General features: G+C 65.0%; 16 protein-coding genes. 7 read left to right on the forward strand and 9 right to left on the reverse strand.

Annotated elements, in window-relative coordinates; translation table 11 throughout:
* Positions 1-87 precede the first annotated feature (87 nt).
* Both Q0094_RS07710 and Q0094_RS07715 read left to right on the forward strand, forming a co-directional pair.
* Complete coding sequence (locus Q0094_RS07710) at positions 88-579, forward strand: flavin reductase family protein (RefSeq protein WP_297617345.1); 492 nt, start codon at positions 88-90, stop codon at positions 577-579.
* Positions 579-1,157 carry a carboxymuconolactone decarboxylase family protein gene (locus Q0094_RS07715; protein ID WP_297617348.1) on the forward strand — a complete coding sequence of 193 codons (579 nt, stop codon included), beginning with the start codon at positions 579-581 and terminating at the stop codon, positions 1,155-1,157. Before Q0094_RS07710 ends, Q0094_RS07715 begins: the two co-directional genes overlap by 1 nt.
* Before the next feature lie 34 nt (positions 1,158-1,191).
* Here Q0094_RS07715 and Q0094_RS07720 read toward each other — a convergent pair whose 3' ends face one another.
* Genes Q0094_RS07720 through Q0094_RS07740 form a run of 5 tightly spaced genes read right to left on the reverse strand, consistent with a single transcriptional unit; the run spans position 1,192 to position 6,985 of the window.
* Complete coding sequence (locus tag Q0094_RS07720) at positions 1,192-2,472, reverse strand: amidohydrolase family protein (protein WP_297617350.1); 1,281 nt, start codon at positions 2,470-2,472, stop codon at positions 1,192-1,194.
* Complete coding sequence (locus Q0094_RS07725) at positions 2,472-3,416, reverse strand: ABC transporter permease (protein WP_297617353.1); 945 nt, start codon at positions 3,414-3,416, stop codon at positions 2,472-2,474. The genes Q0094_RS07720 and Q0094_RS07725 overlap by 1 nt, the downstream gene beginning before the upstream one ends.
* The gene (locus Q0094_RS07730) at positions 3,416-4,462 is read right to left on the reverse strand and encodes an ABC transporter permease (protein ID WP_297617356.1); all 1,047 of its coding nucleotides are present in this window, start codon (positions 4,460-4,462) and stop codon (positions 3,416-3,418) included. Before Q0094_RS07730 ends, Q0094_RS07725 begins: the two co-directional genes overlap by 1 nt.
* The gene (locus tag Q0094_RS07735) at positions 4,452-5,981 is read right to left on the reverse strand and encodes an ABC transporter ATP-binding protein (protein WP_297617359.1); all 1,530 of its coding nucleotides are present in this window, start codon (positions 5,979-5,981) and stop codon (positions 4,452-4,454) included. Before Q0094_RS07735 ends, Q0094_RS07730 begins: the two co-directional genes overlap by 11 nt.
* Positions 5,978-6,985, reverse strand: a complete 1,008-nt coding sequence (locus Q0094_RS07740; RefSeq protein WP_297617483.1) for a BMP family protein — start codon at positions 6,983-6,985, stop codon at positions 5,978-5,980. Before Q0094_RS07740 ends, Q0094_RS07735 begins: the two co-directional genes overlap by 4 nt.
* Positions 6,986-7,431: 446 nt before the next feature.
* Between Q0094_RS07740 and Q0094_RS07745 the strand changes: the two genes are divergently transcribed.
* Entirely contained in the window at positions 7,432-8,175 is a 744-nt protein-coding gene (locus Q0094_RS07745) for an SDR family oxidoreductase (RefSeq protein WP_297617362.1), read from the forward strand.
* A gap of 10 nt (positions 8,176-8,185) precedes the next feature.
* A complete protein-coding gene (locus tag Q0094_RS07750; RefSeq protein ID WP_297617365.1) occupies positions 8,186-9,490 on the forward strand; it encodes an enolase C-terminal domain-like protein in 1,305 nt (434 codons plus the stop codon).
* 40 nt (positions 9,491-9,530) lie between these two features.
* On the opposite strand, the gene Q0094_RS07755 is transcribed toward Q0094_RS07750, so the two are convergent.
* Positions 9,531-10,277 carry an SDR family oxidoreductase gene (locus tag Q0094_RS07755; RefSeq protein ID WP_297617369.1) on the reverse strand — a complete coding sequence of 249 codons (747 nt, stop codon included), beginning with the start codon at positions 10,275-10,277 and terminating at the stop codon, positions 9,531-9,533.
* Positions 10,278-10,288: 11 nt separating this feature from the next.
* Positions 10,289-11,812 carry a UxaA family hydrolase gene (locus Q0094_RS07760; protein ID WP_297617372.1) on the reverse strand — a complete coding sequence of 508 codons (1,524 nt, stop codon included), beginning with the start codon at positions 11,810-11,812 and terminating at the stop codon, positions 10,289-10,291.
* A gap of 62 nt (positions 11,813-11,874) precedes the next feature.
* Between Q0094_RS07760 and Q0094_RS07765 the strand changes: the two genes are divergently transcribed.
* Genes Q0094_RS07765 through Q0094_RS07775 form a run of 3 tightly spaced genes read left to right on the forward strand, consistent with a single transcriptional unit; the run spans position 11,875 to position 14,484 of the window.
* Positions 11,875-12,609, forward strand: a complete 735-nt coding sequence (locus Q0094_RS07765; RefSeq protein ID WP_297617376.1) for a GntR family transcriptional regulator — start codon at positions 11,875-11,877, stop codon at positions 12,607-12,609.
* Positions 12,610-12,623: 14 nt separating this feature from the next.
* Positions 12,624-13,598 (forward strand): TIM barrel protein, encoded by a 975-nt coding sequence (locus Q0094_RS07770; RefSeq protein WP_297617378.1) that lies wholly within the window; start codon positions 12,624-12,626, stop codon positions 13,596-13,598.
* Positions 13,591-14,484 (forward strand): PfkB family carbohydrate kinase, encoded by an 894-nt coding sequence (locus Q0094_RS07775; RefSeq protein ID WP_297617380.1) that lies wholly within the window; start codon positions 13,591-13,593, stop codon positions 14,482-14,484. The genes Q0094_RS07770 and Q0094_RS07775 overlap by 8 nt, the downstream gene beginning before the upstream one ends.
* On the opposite strand, the gene Q0094_RS07780 is transcribed toward Q0094_RS07775, so the two are convergent.
* Entirely contained in the window at positions 14,479-15,321 is an 843-nt protein-coding gene (locus Q0094_RS07780; protein ID WP_297617382.1) for an amidohydrolase family protein, read from the reverse strand. The two genes, Q0094_RS07775 and Q0094_RS07780, sit on opposite strands and share 6 nt — an antisense overlap.
* Before the next feature lie 3 nt (positions 15,322-15,324).
* The gene (locus Q0094_RS07785; RefSeq protein ID WP_297617385.1) at positions 15,325-16,353 is read right to left on the reverse strand and encodes an aldo/keto reductase; all 1,029 of its coding nucleotides are present in this window, start codon (positions 16,351-16,353) and stop codon (positions 15,325-15,327) included.
* Positions 16,354-16,388 lie beyond the last annotated feature (35 nt).

Genomic DNA, 16,388 nt, shown 5'->3' on the forward strand with positions numbered 1-16,388 from the left:
TAGATCAAGAATTATCATTTCCTGTGATTTGTCCAGCGCCCTATCTACCTGAGGCGAAGACCAAGACCCATAGGTCAGGAGGAAACAATGCTCGACGGCCACGCCCTCGATCCCCGTGTGTTGCGTGACACGTTCGGCCGGTTTGCGACCGGCGTGTGCGTGATCACCCTGCGCGATGATCACGGCAACCCAACCGGTGTGACGGTCAATTCCTTCGCCTCGCTCAGCCTTGATCCGGCCTTGTGCCTGTTTTCGCTGGGGCGCTCTCAGATGTCGTGCAGATGGATGAGGGATGATTGCGCCTTTGTCGTCAATATTCTGGCCGCCGATCAGCAAGACATTGCCTGGGCCTTTGCCAAGCCGCGCGAAAACAAGTTCGACGGCGTTGCGACGCAGCCCGCCCAGCGTGTGGATGTGCCCGCCATCCTGGGGGCCATCGGGCGGCTGGAGTGTCGGCTCTGGAACAAATATGACGGGGGCGACCATGAATTGATCGTGGGGCGCGTGCTGCATGTCGAGCAGGCCGAAGGCGCGCCCTTGCTGTTTTTCCGCGGCAAGATGGCCGCCCTGGAGGCATGATGCCCAGAATTCCCGATCTGATCCCCGACCAGCTCAGCGCCGACCAGCGTCGCGTGCATGACGCGATTGTGGCCGGGCCGCGCGGCGCGGTGCAGGGGCCGCTTCGGGTGTGGCTGACCTCGCCCACTCTGGCGGACCGCGCGCAGGCTTTGGGCCAATTTGCCCGCTTCGACAGCAGCCTGTCCAAGGATCTGTCGGAACTGGCCATTCTGGTGACGGCACGCTTTTGGTCCTCGGGGTTCGAATGGACCCATCACGCGCCAATCGCGCAGGCCGCCGGGCTGCCCCAAGCGGTGATCGATGCCATCGCCAACGCCCAAAGGCCGTTGTTGGACTGTCCCAAACGGCAGGCGGTGTTTGATTGCGCCGTCGAATTGCACCGCGATCATGTCATCACAGACCAAAGCTTTGCCGCCGGACTTGCCGCGCTGGGTCAATTGGGCATGGTCGATCTGGTGGGTATCTGTGGCTATTACACGCTCATTTCGATGACCATCAACGCCTTTGAAGTGCCTGACGGCGATGGTCCGAAACTGCCCGCGCTTGCGCTGCCGGTGGCGTCCTATTTCCAGAGCTGACGCGCGCGTTGCGCGCTGCCAAGGGCCATGTGCGTCATGCGACGCCGCCTGTGTGCCGCCGCCGCGTTCGGTCTGGGCGGTCTGGCAAGCTCATGCGCGCATCGTTGCGGTGGCGTTGGGCCACAAGCTTGCCGCGCGCCACCACGGCAAGACGGTCAGGGCGCAGGCGCAGCGCTTCGGTCGGGCTGCCGGCATCCAGCACCACAAGGGATGCGATGCAGCCCGGTTGCAACCCATATCCCTCAAGACCCATGATGGCTGCGTTTTCCACCGTGACCATATCAAAGCAGCGACGCATTTCATCGGGGTGGGTCATCTGCGCGACATGCAGCCCCATGAAGGCCACATCCAGCATGTCGGCGGTGCCCAGCGAATACCAGGGGTCCAGCACGCAATCCTGACCCCAGCCCACGCGGATCCCGTGGGCCTGCATTTCCTTGACCCGCGTCAGCCCGCGACGCTTGGGGTAGCTGTCGTGCCTGCCTTGCAGGGTGATGTTGATCAGGGGGTTCGGAATGGCTGACAGCCCTGCTTCCGCAATCAAGGGCAACAGCTTTGAAACATAGTAATTGTCCATCGAATGCATCGATGTCAGATGGCTGCCCGCCGCCCGTCCACCCAGCCCGTGGCGCGTGACCTCGCGTGCCAAGGTTTCGACATGGCGCGACATCGGATCATCCGTTTCGTCGCAATGCAGGTCAATCGGCAGCCCACGCTCGGCTGCAAGGCGGCAAAGATCGCGCACCGAGGCGGCCCCTTCGTCCATGGTGCGTTCGAAATGCGGAATGCCGCCCACGACATCCACGCCCATGTCAAGCGCGCGGATCAGATTGGCGCGGCCTGTGGCGCTGCGGTACAGGCCATCTTGCGGAAAGGCCACCAGTTGCAGGTCAAGATAGGGGGCGACCCTTCGCTTGACCTCAAGCATCGCCACGACCCCATGAAGATGGTCGGGTGTCGTATCGACATGGGTGCGGATCGCCAGCAGGCCCATCGACACCGCCCAATCACAATAGCGCAGCGCGCGGGCGATCATGTCGTCCACCGTCGCCATGTCGCGCAATTCGCCCCAAAGCGAGATCCCTTCCAGCAGCGTGCCGGACGCATTCACGCGCGGCAGGCCATAGGACAGGGTCGCATCCATGTGAAAGTGCGGGTCCACAAAGGGCGCAGACACCAGATCGCCACTGGCGTCGATCACCTGTGTCGCCTGCGCGTCCAGCTGCCCGACGGCGATGATCCGCTCGCCGGTGATCCCGATATCGGCCAAGCGGCCGTCGGGCAGCGTGCCACCCTTGATGAGCAGATCGAACATCAGCGTTCCCCCTTGTTGTAGGGCACCATCAGCGCTGCGGGCACCTCGGCCCGGCGCGACATCACGATCAGCGCGATGATCGACAGCACAAAGGGCAGTGCCAGAAACACCTGATAGGGCAGGATCGCCCCGATTTCAGTTTGTTGCAGCCGCACCTGTCCGGCATCGAACGCCGCGAACAGCACCGCCCCCAACACCGCCTTGCCCGGCCGCCATGCCCCGAAAACCACCAGCGCGATGCAAATCCAGCCCCGCCCATTGACCATATCGAAGAAAAAGCTGGAAAACGCCGACAAGGTCAGGAACGCCCCGCCCACGGCCATCAGCCCCGAGCCGAACATCACAGCACCCATGCGCAGCCCCGTCACCGACAGGCCCTGCGCCGCCGCCGCCGCCGGGTTTTCGCCCACCGCACGCACCGCCAACCCCAGCGGCGTGCGATACAAGACCAGCCCCACCACCACCGCCATGCCAAAGGCCGCATAGGTCAGCGCGGTCTGGGTGAACAGGGCAGGGCCCAAAAAGGGGATGTCCGACAGCACAGGCACCGCAAAGGGCTGGAACGGGTCGATCCTTGGCGGGCTTGTCACCTGCGGCAGCGCCAGCCGATAGGCAAAGGATGCCGTCGCGGTTGCCAGCAGCGTCACGCCCAGCCCCACCACATGCTGCGACAGGCCAAAGGGCACCGTCAGCGTGGCATGCAGCAGGCCAAACAGCATCCCCGATCCAAAGGCCACCGCCACCCCGCCCCACAGCGGCATGCCCTGATACACGGCAAACCAGCCGGTAAATGCCCCCATCACCATGATGCCTTCGATGCCAAGGTTCAGCACGCCCGCCCGCTCGCAGATCAGTTCGCCCAGCGTGGCAAAGATCAACGGCGAGGCAATGCGGATCGCCGCCGCCCAGAAACTGGCGGAAATCAAGATATCCACCAGCGCCATCATGTCCACGCCACCCGGTAGCGCGCCAGCCCCAGTGCCAGCACCATGAACAAAAGCGACACCGCCAACAGCATGTCTGCGATATAGGTTGGCACGCCTGCGGCCCGGCTCATGCTGTCGGATCCCACAAAGATGCCCGCGACAAACAGCGCGGCCACCACCACGCCAATCGGGTGCAGCAGCGCCAGCATGGCCACGATGATGCCGGTATAGCCAAAGCCCGGCGACAGATCGCGCGTCAGATGGCCCTTCAGGCCCGCCACTTCGGAAAACCCCGCCAGTGCCGCCAGCCCCCCCGATATCAGCGCGGTCTTCAGCAAGACGCTGGTCACGGCGATCCCCGAAAACCGGGCGGCGCGTGCGTTCTGACCCACCGCGCGCATTTCAAACCCAAGCACCGAGCGCGCCTGCATCAGCCAGATCAGCAGCGCCGCCAGCACCGCCAACCCAAAGCCCCAGTGCAGGCGCAGCCCCTCGACCATGCGCGGAAGGCGCAGGTCACGATCCACAGGCGTGGATTTCGGCCAGCCCATGCCTGCGGGGTCTTTCATCGGGCCTTCGACAAGCCAGCTGACAAACAGCAGCATGATGAAATTGAACAAAAGCGTTGTCACCACCTCGTCCACGCCAAAGCGGGTCTTGAGGATGACCGGTCCCAGCAATACCAGCGCCCCGGCCGCCACCGCCGCCAGCGCCATCGCCGGCAGTTGCAGCCACGCCATGCCCCAGGCACTTGTGCCGATCACAACGGTCATCACCGCGCCCGCGTAAAGCTGCGCCTCGGCCCCGATGTTCCACAGTTTCGCGCGAAACGCGACGGCCACGGCCAACCCGGTAAAGATCAGCGGCGTGGCGCGGTTGAGCGTCTCAAGGATCGCCAGCCGTGACCCGGTCGCGCCCGTGACGATCAACCCCAATGTGGCCAGCGGATCGGCCCCCGCGATCCATGACAGGATTGACGCCACCAGCACGGTCGCGGCCAGCGCCAGTGCTGGAAACCCGTAGCGGCGTGCCGCCGATGGGTTGGCGATGGGCTCAAGCCGCATGGGCGAACCCTTCACCGGCCATTCTCAGGCCCAGTTCCGCCACCGTGGCCCCCCCGCGCGGGATCGGGGCCGAGATGCGGCCTTCGGACATCACATGGATCACATCGGACAGATGCATCACCTCATCGAGATCTTCGGAAATCAGCAGCACGGCCGCGCCCCGGTCACGGGCGGCGATCAACTGGCTGTGGACATAGGATATCGCGCCGATATCCAGCCCGCGCACAGGCTGGTTGGCCAACACCACCACAGGCGCGGTTTCCAGCACCCGCCCCAAGATCAGCTTTTGCATGTTGCCGCCTGACAAAAGGCGGATACGGGTGTCGGGGCCGGGGCAGCGCACATCGTATTTGGCGATGATGGCAGTGGCATGGGCGCGCGCCGCCCGCCAGTTGATCCAGCCCGCCCGGCTGAACGGGGCATCGCGACAGGTTTCCAGCACGGCGTTTTCGGTCAGCGTGAAATCGGCGATGGTGCCCGCCTTGTGGCGGTCTTCGGGGATACGGCCCACCCCGGCCGCCAGCGCCGCCGCCGGTGTCCAGCGCGCAGGAGCGGGGTTGCCCGCGATGTCCAATCGCCCAAGCGCCGGGCGGATCAGCCCCGATACAAGATCCGACAGTGCCGCCTGACCATTGCCCGAAACCCCGGCGATTCCGGTGATCTGGCCTGCACACAGGTCCAACATGGCGGCCTTCAGCCCGGGCGCCCCCTCGGCGTCGGGGGTGGTCACGCCATTCAACCGCATCCGCGACAGCCCGGCTGTGCCGGGCGGCGGGGCAGGGCGCAAGACCTCTGCGCCGACCATCAGCGCGGCAAGCGCTGCGGGGCTTGTGGCCCTGGTGGCCACTTCGCCCGCCACTCTGCCATGCCGCAACACCACGCATCGGTCGGCGATCGCCATCACCTCGTGCAGCTTGTGACTGATGAAAATGACCGACAGCCCCCGCGCGACCATCCGGCGCAAGGTGGTAAACAGGGCGTCTGCCTCTTGCGGGGTCAGAACGGCGGTGGGTTCATCAAGGATCAGCACGCGGGCATCGCGGTAGAGCGCCTTGAGGATCTCGACCCGCTGCCGTTGCCCAACCCCAAGCCCGCCCACGCGCGCATCGGGATCGACCGCCAGCCCGAAATCATGCGCCAGCGCGCGGACCTTGTCGTGCGCGGCCCGCCGGTTCAGCCGCCACGACCACAAGGGCCGCGTGCCCAGCATGATGTTGTCGAGCACGCTCAGATGATCGGCCAGCGTGAAATGCTGATGCACCATGCCGATGCCCGCCGCCAGCGCCGCGCCTGGATTGCCCGGCGGCAGGGGCTGGCCAAAGGCCGTTATGCTGCCCTGATCGGCGACATACTGGCCGAACAGGATATTCATCAGCGTGGTCTTGCCTGCGCCGTTTTCACCCAACAGCGCCACCACCTCGCCGGCCCTCAAGACCAGCGAGATGGCATCATTGGCCACCAAAGCGCCGAAGCGCTTGGTGATCTGGTCCAGACGCAGAACCTCGGGTGCCAGCGTCACAACGACTTGGGTTCGTCGTCGTTGATGGTGACGTTGAAGGTTCCGGCGCGGATCTCGGCCTCGCGCTGGGTGGCCAGAGCCAACGCCTCGGCCGGGACCTTGCCGTCGAAGGTGCCCAATGCGGCCATGGAACAGCCACCCTTGGCCATGAAGGACCAGACGCCATAATCATCCGCGCCAAAGCTGCCCGCCGCAATCGCATCCAGCGCGGCCGTCAGCGTCGGTTCGAAATGCCACAGCGCCGAGGTGATCACCGTTTCGGGATAGTCGGGCTGGGTGTCGATGACGTTGCCGATTGCCAGAATTCCGCGTTCCTTGGCGGCATCCGACACGCCAAAGCGTTCGGCATACATCACATCCGCCCCGGCATCGATCATTGCGAATGCGGTTTCCTTTGCCTTGGGCGGGTCGAACCACGACCCGATGAAGCTGACCTGAAACGTTGCATCGGGGCGGGTTTCGCGCACACCATCCATGAAGGCATGCATCAGGCGATTGACCTCGGGGATCGGGAAGCCGCCCACCATGCCGATGTTGCCCGATGTGGTCATGGCACCCGCGATGATGCCGGTCAGGTAACTGGCGTCCTGAATGTAGTTGTCGAACACGGCAAGGTTGGGGATGGCCGCATCTTGCTTGAACGACGACCCCAGAAGGAAGGCCACATCGGGGTATTCGGCACAGACCTCACGGGCCTCGGCCTCGGCCCCGAAGATCTCGCCCACGATCAGCTTGACGCCGGCTTCGCAATATTCCCGCATCACACGCGGGTAGTCGGTGTTCGCGACATTCTCCGAAAACGAGTAATCGACCCGCCCGGCCGCCTGAGCGGCTTCGGCGGCGATGTGGATGCGGCTGACCCATTGCTGCTCGACCGGAACCGTGTAGATGCCGGCCATCTTGATGGGGTCGGCGGCCAGAACGCGTGCCGGAACCAGCCCTGTGACTGTCAGTGCCGCGCCAGATAACAGAACGCTGCGACGGGTCGGGTGAAAACCTGTGATCATGTGAGTGTTCCTTGGAGAGGGGGCGTGTCTTTGATCATGTGGTAAATTTTATGCCGCATTGCGCAAGCGTTTTCTGGGGATTCACGCCAGATGTGGGCGCTGCGTGCGCCTTGGGCGCGCGGGCTTGGTGCGCCATGCCCAAGAAAAGGGCGAAACCGCGTTGTCCTGGTGTCGTGCATTTGCGCCGGTGGCCGATCGCATGGCCACCATGCAGCGGCCCGCGTCCTGCGTCGCGGCAGCCTGCGCGATGGCGATGGCGTGCATCGGATCGCCTGAGAACAGCATCAGGCGACTGGCACTGTCAGCGCGGATCATGATGCAGCGGCCTGGGGTCTGGCAGGCGTTGTTCCGGCAAAGCGGCCGTGTGTCGATTATTCTGCACTGCCCCCGTGACGCGGTCCGCTGCGACAGGCTATGGTGTGCGCATATCGGAGGCATGGCACATGGACTTGGGACTTGCGGGCAAGGTTGTGATCGTGACCGGCGGTGCATCGGGCATCGGTGCGGCCATCGTGGATGCGTTGACCGCCGAGGGTGCCGTGCCTGTCACCTTTGACCTCAATGCCGATGGCGGCGCTGACCGCTTGCGGCTTGATCTTGCGGATGACGCTGCTTGCATGGATGGCGTGGCCGCGGTGCGTGCCCGGCACGGCCGTATCGATGCGCTGGTCAATTGTGCCGGCACCAATGACGGTGTCGGGCTTGACCAAGGGCCCGAGGCCTTTCGGGCCTCGTTGAACCGCAATCTTGTGCATTGCTTCACGCTTGCTCATCTGTGCCGCGCCGATCTGATCGCGGCGCGGGGCGCGATCCTCAATGTCGCCTCCAAGACCGCATTGACGGGGCAGGGCGGCACGTCGGCCTATGTTGCCGCCAAGGCGGCGCAACTGGGGCTGACGCGCGAATGGGCGGCCGACCTTGCGCCCCATGGCGTGCGCGTCAATGCCATCGTGCCGGCCGAGGTGATGACGCCGATGTATGAACGCTGGCTGTCGACGCTGCCTGACCCGGACGCCCAGTGCCGCGCGATCGAGGCCACCATCCCGCTTGGCCGCCGCATGACCACAGCCGCTGAAATGGCCGCCACAGCGGTGTTTCTCTTGTCCGACAAGGCCAGCCATACAACGGGGCAATGGCTGTTCGTGGATGGCGGTTATGTCCATCTTGACCGCCGCCTCACGCTTTAGGACCCTGACCATGACCCTTGGCCGTATCACCCGCATCCTTGCCCGCGACATCCGCTTTCCCACATCGCGTGCGCTTGACGGCTCGGATGCGATGAACCTGGCGCCGGATTATTCGGCGGCCTATGTCACCGTGGAAACCGCCGGCGGGCTGGTGGGTCACGGATTTACCTTCACGATCGGGCGCGGAAACGAGCTTTGCGTGGCCGCCGCCCGCGCCCTTGCGCCGCGTCTTGAGGGGCGCGATGGCGATGACCTGTTGGCCGATATGGGCGCGACTTGGCGCCATATCACCGGCGATAGCCAACTGCGCTGGACCGGCCCGGACAAGGGCGTGATCCATCTGGCCACCGCCGCGATCGTCAACGCGCTTTGGGACCTCAAGGGCAAGGCCGAGGGCAAACCGGTCTGGCGGCTCTTGTCCGAGATGTCGCCCGACGAGATCGTCGCGCTGGTCGACTGGCGTTGGCTGTCGGATGCGCTTGATCCGGGCGAAGCGCGCGCGCGACTTGCCGCCAGGCTTGACGGCAGACCGGCCCGCATGGCTGCGCTGCGCGCAACGGGGTTTCCGGCCTATACCACATCGGCGGGCTGGCTTGGCTATTCCGACGACAAGATGCGCGCGCTGGTCCGCGCCGCCCTTGGACAGGGCTGGTCGCATTTCAAGATGAAGGTGGGGGGCGATCTTGCCGACGATATCCGCCGGGCGCGCATCATTCGGCAAGAGATCGGTCCGGACCGCAAGCTGATGATGGATGCCAATCAGGTCTGGGGCGTGGACACTGCCATCGCCCATATGCGCGCGCTGGCCGAATTCGACCCGTGGTGGATCGAGGAACCAACCAGCCCTGACGATGTGCTTGGCCATGCCCGCATCGCCCGCGACATTGCGCCGATTGCGGTGGCCACGGGCGAACATTGTCAGAACGCGGTGATGTTCAAGCAGTTCATGCAAGCGGGCGCACTGCGCTTCGTGCAGCTTGACGGCGCGCGTCTGGGTGGCGTGAACGAGGTGGTGGCGGTGCTGCTTCTGGCCGAAAAATTCGGGCTGCCCGTATGTCCGCATGCGGGCGGGGTGGGTTTGTGTGAACTGGTCCAGCATGCCAGCTATTTCGACTATGTCGCGGTCGGCGGCAGTTTCGAGGATCGCGTGCTGGAATATGTCGACCATCTGCACGAACATTTTGCGGTGCCCGTCACCATTCGCGATGGCCGCTATATGCCACCCGAAGCACCGGGCCTTTCGACCGAGATGTTCGCCACAAGCCTTGAGGCGCATGAATACCCGAACGGGTCCGCCTGGCGGGCACAGGGCTGAGCGCGGGTCTGCGAAGCCGCGGCGCCCCTTGGCGCTCGGCTTAGGTGTTCGCCCAGCCCCCATCGATGCCGATGGCCTGACCGGTGACAAAACCGCTTTCGTCCGACCCGAGATAGACGGCCAGCGCCGCGATTTCTTCGGGTTGGCCGATGCGCCCCATCGGCTGGCGCGCGATGAACGCGGCGCGGGCGGCTGCCACCTCTGCCTCGGTGCGGCCTTGCGCGCGCACGCGGCCATGCCAGCTGGGCGATTCCACCGTGCCGGGGCAGATCGCATTGGCGCGGACGCCTTGGGTCACGAAATCGGCGGCCACCGATTTCATCATCCCGATCACGGCGGCCTTGGTCGCGCCATAGACAAAGCGGTTGGGCGCCGCGATCATCGACGACACCGCCGAGGCCACATAAATCACCGACCCTCCGCCCGCACCCACCATGGCCGGCAACAGCGCCCGCGTCACCGCGTAGTTCGCCTTGACGTTCAGCGCCATGGAAAAGTCGAAAGCCGCCTCGTCGCAATCGAGGATCGAGCCGTGATGGACAAAGCCCGCGCAGTTGAACAAGATGTCCACCGCCCCGACCGCAGCCGCCGTGGCGGCGATGGCGTCTGCATCGCGCACATCAAGCCGCCGGGTCCGGATGCGCCCGCCCTCAAGGGCGGACAGCGCCTCGGCATCGATGTCGGTCGCGATCACCTCGGCCCCTTCGGCGGCAAAGGCCAGCGCCGTGGCCCGCCCGATCCCGGCGCCTGCTGCCGTCACGAATGCCGTCTTGCCCTTCAGTCTCATGCCGCCGCTCCCTACATGACCGCGCCGATTTGCCAGGGCACGAATTCCACCCCGCCAAAACCCAGCTCTTCGCTTTTCGTCTTTTCCCCCGAGGCCACGCGCAAGAACAACTCGAAGATCTCGCGCCCCTTGTCCTCGACGCTGACGCCATCGGTGATGATATCGCCGCAATTGATGTCCATGTCCTCGGCCATGCGGTCGTACATCTCGGAATGGGTGGCCAGCTTGACACAGGGCGTGGGCTTGTAGCCCGACACCGACCCCCGCCCGGTCGTAAAGGCCACAAGGTTTGCGCCGCTTGCGATCTGGCCCGTGACCGAACAGGGATCATATCCGGGGCTGTCCATGTAGACAAAACCCGGGGTCGTGATCGGTTCGGCAAAGCGGTAAACCCCGGCCAGCGGGGCTGTGCCACCTTTGGCCACGGCACCCAGCGATTTTTCAAGGATGGTGGTCAGCCCGCCGCGCTTGTTGCCGGGCGAGGGGTTGTTGTTCATCTCGCCGCCGTTGCGGGCGGTATAATCCTCCCACCACAAGATGCGATCGACCAGCGCCTGTCCCACCTCGGGGCGCACCGCGCGGCGGGTCAGCAAATGTTCGGCCCCATAGATCTCGGGTGTTTCCGAAAGGATGGTTGTGCCCCCATGCTGCACCAAAAGGTCAGATGCCACCCCAAGCGCGGGGTTGGCGGTGATCCCCGAATAGCCATCCGACCCGCCGCATTGCAGGCCCACCGTCAGATGTGACACCGGCGCCGGGCGCCGTTCGGCGGTGCGCGCCACCTCGGCCATGTCACGCAAAACCGCCATGCTGCGCTCGATCGTGCGCCGTGTGCCGCCGGTCTGCTGGATCGTCATGTAACGGAAATTGCCGTCTGCGCGCATGCGCCCCGCGCCGATCAGGTCGGGGATCTGCATCACCTCGCATCCCAGCCCAAGCAACAAGATACCGGCGAAATTGGGATTGCGCGCGTATCCGGCCAATGTGCGAAACAGCGTGTCATAACCTTCGTCGTTGCCCGCCATGCCACAGCCCGTGCCATGCACGATCGGCACCACCCCGTCGATGCCGGGATAATCCGCCAGCCAGCCCTCGCGGTCGACAGCCTCGGCCACGAAGCGGGCGACCGACCCCGAACAGTTCACCGAAGTCAGGATGCCCAGATAGTTGCGCGTGCCCACCTGCCCATCGGCGCGGTGATAGCCCATGAAGCTGCGCGGTGTCTGTGCCGGCACAAGCGCCCGGCAGTCGGCCCCAAAGGCATGGTCTTGCCGGTGATCGCCCATCCCAAGATTGTGGCTGTGCACATGCCCACCCGCAAGGATCGGGGCGGTGGCCACGCCGATCATCTGACCATAGCGATAGACAGGCGCACCCGGCGCGATTGCCTCCAACGCCACCTTGTGGCCGCGCTTGATCTGTTCCAGGGCTGCCGCCCCGCCCGGCAAGGCGCTTGCGGGCTCCAGATCGGCAAGTGCGACCCCGATATTATCCATCGGGTTCAGGCGGATCACACGGGGCGCGGCGTTGGTCATCTTGTGCTCCGGCAGGGGGCGTGCACGCTTGACTCGGCATGGCCCAAAGCTAACATGCTAACATGTTACAGATACAAAATGGTCATCCGCAAGGCCCCGTCGACGGGCATGCCCGACTGCGGCCCTTGTCCGACTTTTCGGGGTCGCTTGCCAATCGGTCCTATCTGGCGCTGCGGGCCGCGATACTGGATTTAGGGTATCGCCCCGGCGAAGCGTTGCGCAAGGTGGAAATCTGCGCGCAACTGGGTGTGTCGCGCTCGCCCGTGGCCGAGGCCATATCGCGGCTTGCGGCCGAGGGGCTGGTGGATGTGGTGCCCCAGGCCGGGACCTATGTGGCGCGCTTCTCGATGGATGAGATCCGCGAGGGCGCCTTTTTGCGCGAAGCGATCGAACTGGCCGCCGTCGAGGTCATAGCCCCGATCCTGACCGAAAAGCAGCTGGTCCAGTTGCGGCGCAATCTGCGCGTGCAAGACATCTTGGTGGCCGATGGCGATTTTCGCGGCTTTTACGCGCTTGATGGCGAGATGCACGAGCTGATCTTGTCGTTCACCGGCTTCAAGAAACTTGCGTATGTCGCTGATACCGCTTGGCTTCATGTGAACCGCGCACGGCAATTGATCTTGCCGATGCCCGGCCGGGTCGCGGAAACGCTCGAGGAACACAAAGCCATTCTCGCCGCGCTTGAAACGCGCGACCCTGACGCCGCCCGACAGGCGATGCGCGCCCATCTGGGGCGGCTCATCACCTTTCTGGAGCCTTTGGAACGCGACCACCCCGAATTTTTTGCCCCGCGCTGACACAAAGGATCGCCATGACCGTTCCCATTCCCAACCGCCCCCGCTATGCGGCGCGGCTCAACGCGTTCAAGCGTGCCGGGGGGGCTGGAATTGCCGGCATGATCGCCAGTGCCGGGCGCGTCGGCTCTCTTGATGCGGCCGATCTGAACTATCCCGACCATTTCGATGCTCAGACGCCGGCCCAACTGGCGCGGATGCTGGGCGATGCGGGGCTGGCGCTGAATGGGTTGGCGATGCGCTACTATACCCATCCCGCATTCGCCATCGGGGCGTTCACCAACCCCGATCCGGCGGTTCGGCGCGCCGCGATCGACCTGACCAAACGCGGCATCGACGCGGGGCTGGACATGGGCGGGCGGCTGATGACCCTGTGGATGGGACAAGACGGGTTCGATTACGCCTTTCAGGGCGATTATGCGCGCATGTGGGATGACACCATCGCGGCCCTGATCGAGGTTGCCGATCACGCCCCCGAGGTCGACATCGCCATCGAATACAAGCCCAATGAACCGCGCGCCTTTGCGCTCATGCCCGATGTGGGCACCACGCTTCTGGCCGTGCGGGAGGCAGGGCGGCGCAACATCGGCGTGACGCTCGACTTTGCGCATGTGCTTTATGCCGACGAGATGCCGTCCCATACCGCCTATCTGATCGACCGGCATTCCCGCCTGCTGGGCGTGCATCTGAACGATGGCTATGGCAAGCGCGACGACGGGCTGATGGCGGGAACCGTCCACCCGGTGCAGACCGTTGCGCTGTTCGTGGAACTTGAGCGCATCGGCTATGATGGCGTGATCTACTTTGACACCTTTCCCGATCATTCCGGCCTCGATCCGATCGAGGAGGCACGCACCAATGTGCGGCTTGTGGAACGCTTGCGCGCGGTGGCGGCGGGTCTGTCCGGGGATCGGGCCCTGACCGAGGCCATTGCGCGTCAGGATGCAGCACTCAGCCAGCGCATCGTGGCCGAGGCGCTGTTCGGTGCCTGAGCCCGCGATCCTTGTGGTGGGCGCGCTGCATCTTGATGTGGTGGTCGATGCGCCGCATCTGCCCGCGCTCGATGAAACCGTGGTGGGGCATGGCGTGGCTTATCGCTTTGGCGGCAAGGGCGGCAATCAGGCCGTGGCGGCGGCGCGCATGGGCGGACGTGTCGCCATGGCTGGCTGTGTCGGTCCCGACCGCTTCGGCGAGCAGATCCTTGCTGCGCTGGATAGCGCCGGGGTGGACCGGAGCGGCGTTCTGACGGTTCCGGGCGCATCTGGAATGAGCGTGGCCATCGTGGATGCGGCGGGCGACTATGGCGCGGTGATCGTGTCGGGCGTCAATCGCGCGCTCGATGGCACGGCTGTGCGCCTGTCGCCGGCGCTGCGCACGATCTTGTTGCAAAATGAGGTGCCCGACCCGGTCAACCGGGCCATCGCGGCACGTGCGGCGCCCGCTGTCCGGATCATCCTGAACGCGGCACCCGCCCGGCCGATTGCCCCCGACCTGATGGCGCGCATCGATGTGTTGATCGTCAACCGTGGCGAGGCGGCCGCCCTTGCCGGCACAGCTGACCCCGATGTGGCCGCGCGCCGCCTGTTGGATCAGGGCCCCGGTGCCGTGATCGTGACCTTGGGCGCTGACGGTCTGATCTGCGCCCGCCCCGGCGAGGCGCCGCTCGCCCAAGGCGCGCCTGCGGTCAGGGTGATCTCGACGCATGGGGCGGGTGACGCCTTTGTCGGGGCACTGGCGGCTGACTTGACGCAAGGCACCGCGCTGCCCGATGCGCTGGCCTTTGCCCAAGGCATGGCGGCGCTGACGGTCGCCACCCCCCCCGATGCGCGTGCCGCGATCACGCCTGATGCCGTGCGCGCCTTTTGTGCCAGCCTATAGGCCCAGCCGGTAGAATTCGGACGCGGTGCCGCCATAGATGCGGGCCCGCTCGGGCTCGGTCAGGCCCGCCGTCAATTCCGCCGCCGCCGCGCGCCAGTCGCCATATTCGCAGCGCAACCGACACACGGGCCAATCCGACCCCCACATCACCCGATCCGCCCCGAAACGGTCGAACACATGCGCCACATAGGGGCGCAGGTCGTCCACCGTCCAATCGGCATCCGCCTCGGTCACAAGGGCTGAAAACTTGCAATAGGCGCCCGTCTCATCGGCGATGCGCGCCATGCCATCGGCCCAGAAGCGGAAATTCGCCTCCGAATGGTTGCGGATCTGCGGCTTCATGCAATGATCGACCACCACGCGCAGGTCCGGGTAGCGCTTGAGGATCGTCAGGAAATTCGCCAGATGCCGCGGAAAGCCCAGCGCGTCAAAGGTCAGCCCCAGATCGGCCACCGCGCGAAAGCCCCATTGCACATCGTCGCGGAGCATCCAGTTGTCATCGGGAATGTCCTGAATCATCGGCCGCACGCCGACGAATTTGGGGTGGCCTGCCAACCGCTTCAGATGGGCCAGATCGCCGGGTCGTTCAAAATCGATCCAGCCGACCACGGCCGCGACCGATGGTGTCGCATCGGCCAGCCCCAGCATGTATTCGGTTTCCTGCACCGTGGCGGCGGCCTGAACCAGAACGGTATGGCCGATGCCATGGGCCGCGATCTGGGGCGCCAGATCGGCCGGGCCATAGGCCCGCGCCAGCGTGGCGTCATCCATGGGCATCCAGTCGTAATCCCCGCGCGCGGGGTGCCAGTAATGCTGGTGGGCGTCGATCTGAACCATCTGTCACTCCGTCGGCGCGTCGGCGCGCATCAATCCTTGGTCTTTCAGGTCCTGCCAGAGCGCAGGGGGTATCCTCGCCGTCGCGGCCTGCAGGTTCGATGCCATCTCGGCCTGACCCTGCCCGCCGGGGATGACCGACACGACCGCCGGGTGGCAGAGCGGAAACTGGAACGCCGCATCCACCAGTCGCACGTCATGGGCGGCACAGACCGCCGTGATCGCCGCGACCCTGTCAAGGATCGCCTGCGGTGCGGGATCATAGTTGTAGAATGCGCCCGGACGCGCCCCGGTGGCAAGCACCCCCGAATTGTAGGGGCCGCCGATCACCACGCCGATGCCGCGCGCGGCACAAAGCGGCAAAAAGCTGTCCAGCGCCTCTTGCTCCAGCAAGGTGTAGCGCCCGGCCAGAAGAAACAGGTCGAAATCGCCCCGTTCGGCCAGCCACTGGCTGGGCTGCCATTCGTTGAGCCCGGCCCCAAAGGCCGCGATCACGCCTTGCGCGCGCAAATCCATCAGCGCGCGGTATCCGCCCTCCATGAAGGCGGCCAGTCGGGCATCCAGCGCCGCTTGCGTGCCATGATTTGCGAGGTCGAGATCATGGGCATACAGGATATCGACCCGATCAAGCCCCAGCCGTTCCAGCGAGAATTCGAGCGACCGCATCGTCGCGTCATAGCCATAATCATAAACCTCGTTGCGCGCGGGCACCTCGAACCATTTGCCAAAGCCGTCGCGCTTGTCGGGTGTCGTGGCGCGCAACAGCCGCCCCACCTTGGTCGACAGAACATAGCTGTCGCGCGGCTTGCCGCGCAGGAAGCGGTTCAGCCGCGTTTCCGACAGGCCCAGCCCATAAAGCGGTGCGGTATCGAAATAACGCACACCTCCCGCCCATGCCTGATCCAGAATCGCCTCTGCCTCGGCATCCGATATCGCGCGATAAAGATTGCCCAAGGGCGCGGTGCCGAACCCCAGTTCGGTAAAGCGCAAGCCGCCGGTGCCCAACCTGTCCCAATGCCGTGTGCGTTGTGTCATCTGCGCGATCCTCCCGACTGACATGCTAGTATGAA

Origin of the sequence: uncultured Roseicyclus sp. (assembly GCF_937892565.1) — a bacterium.
In the GTDB taxonomy this organism is placed as follows: domain Bacteria; phylum Pseudomonadota; class Alphaproteobacteria; order Rhodobacterales; family Rhodobacteraceae; genus Roseicyclus.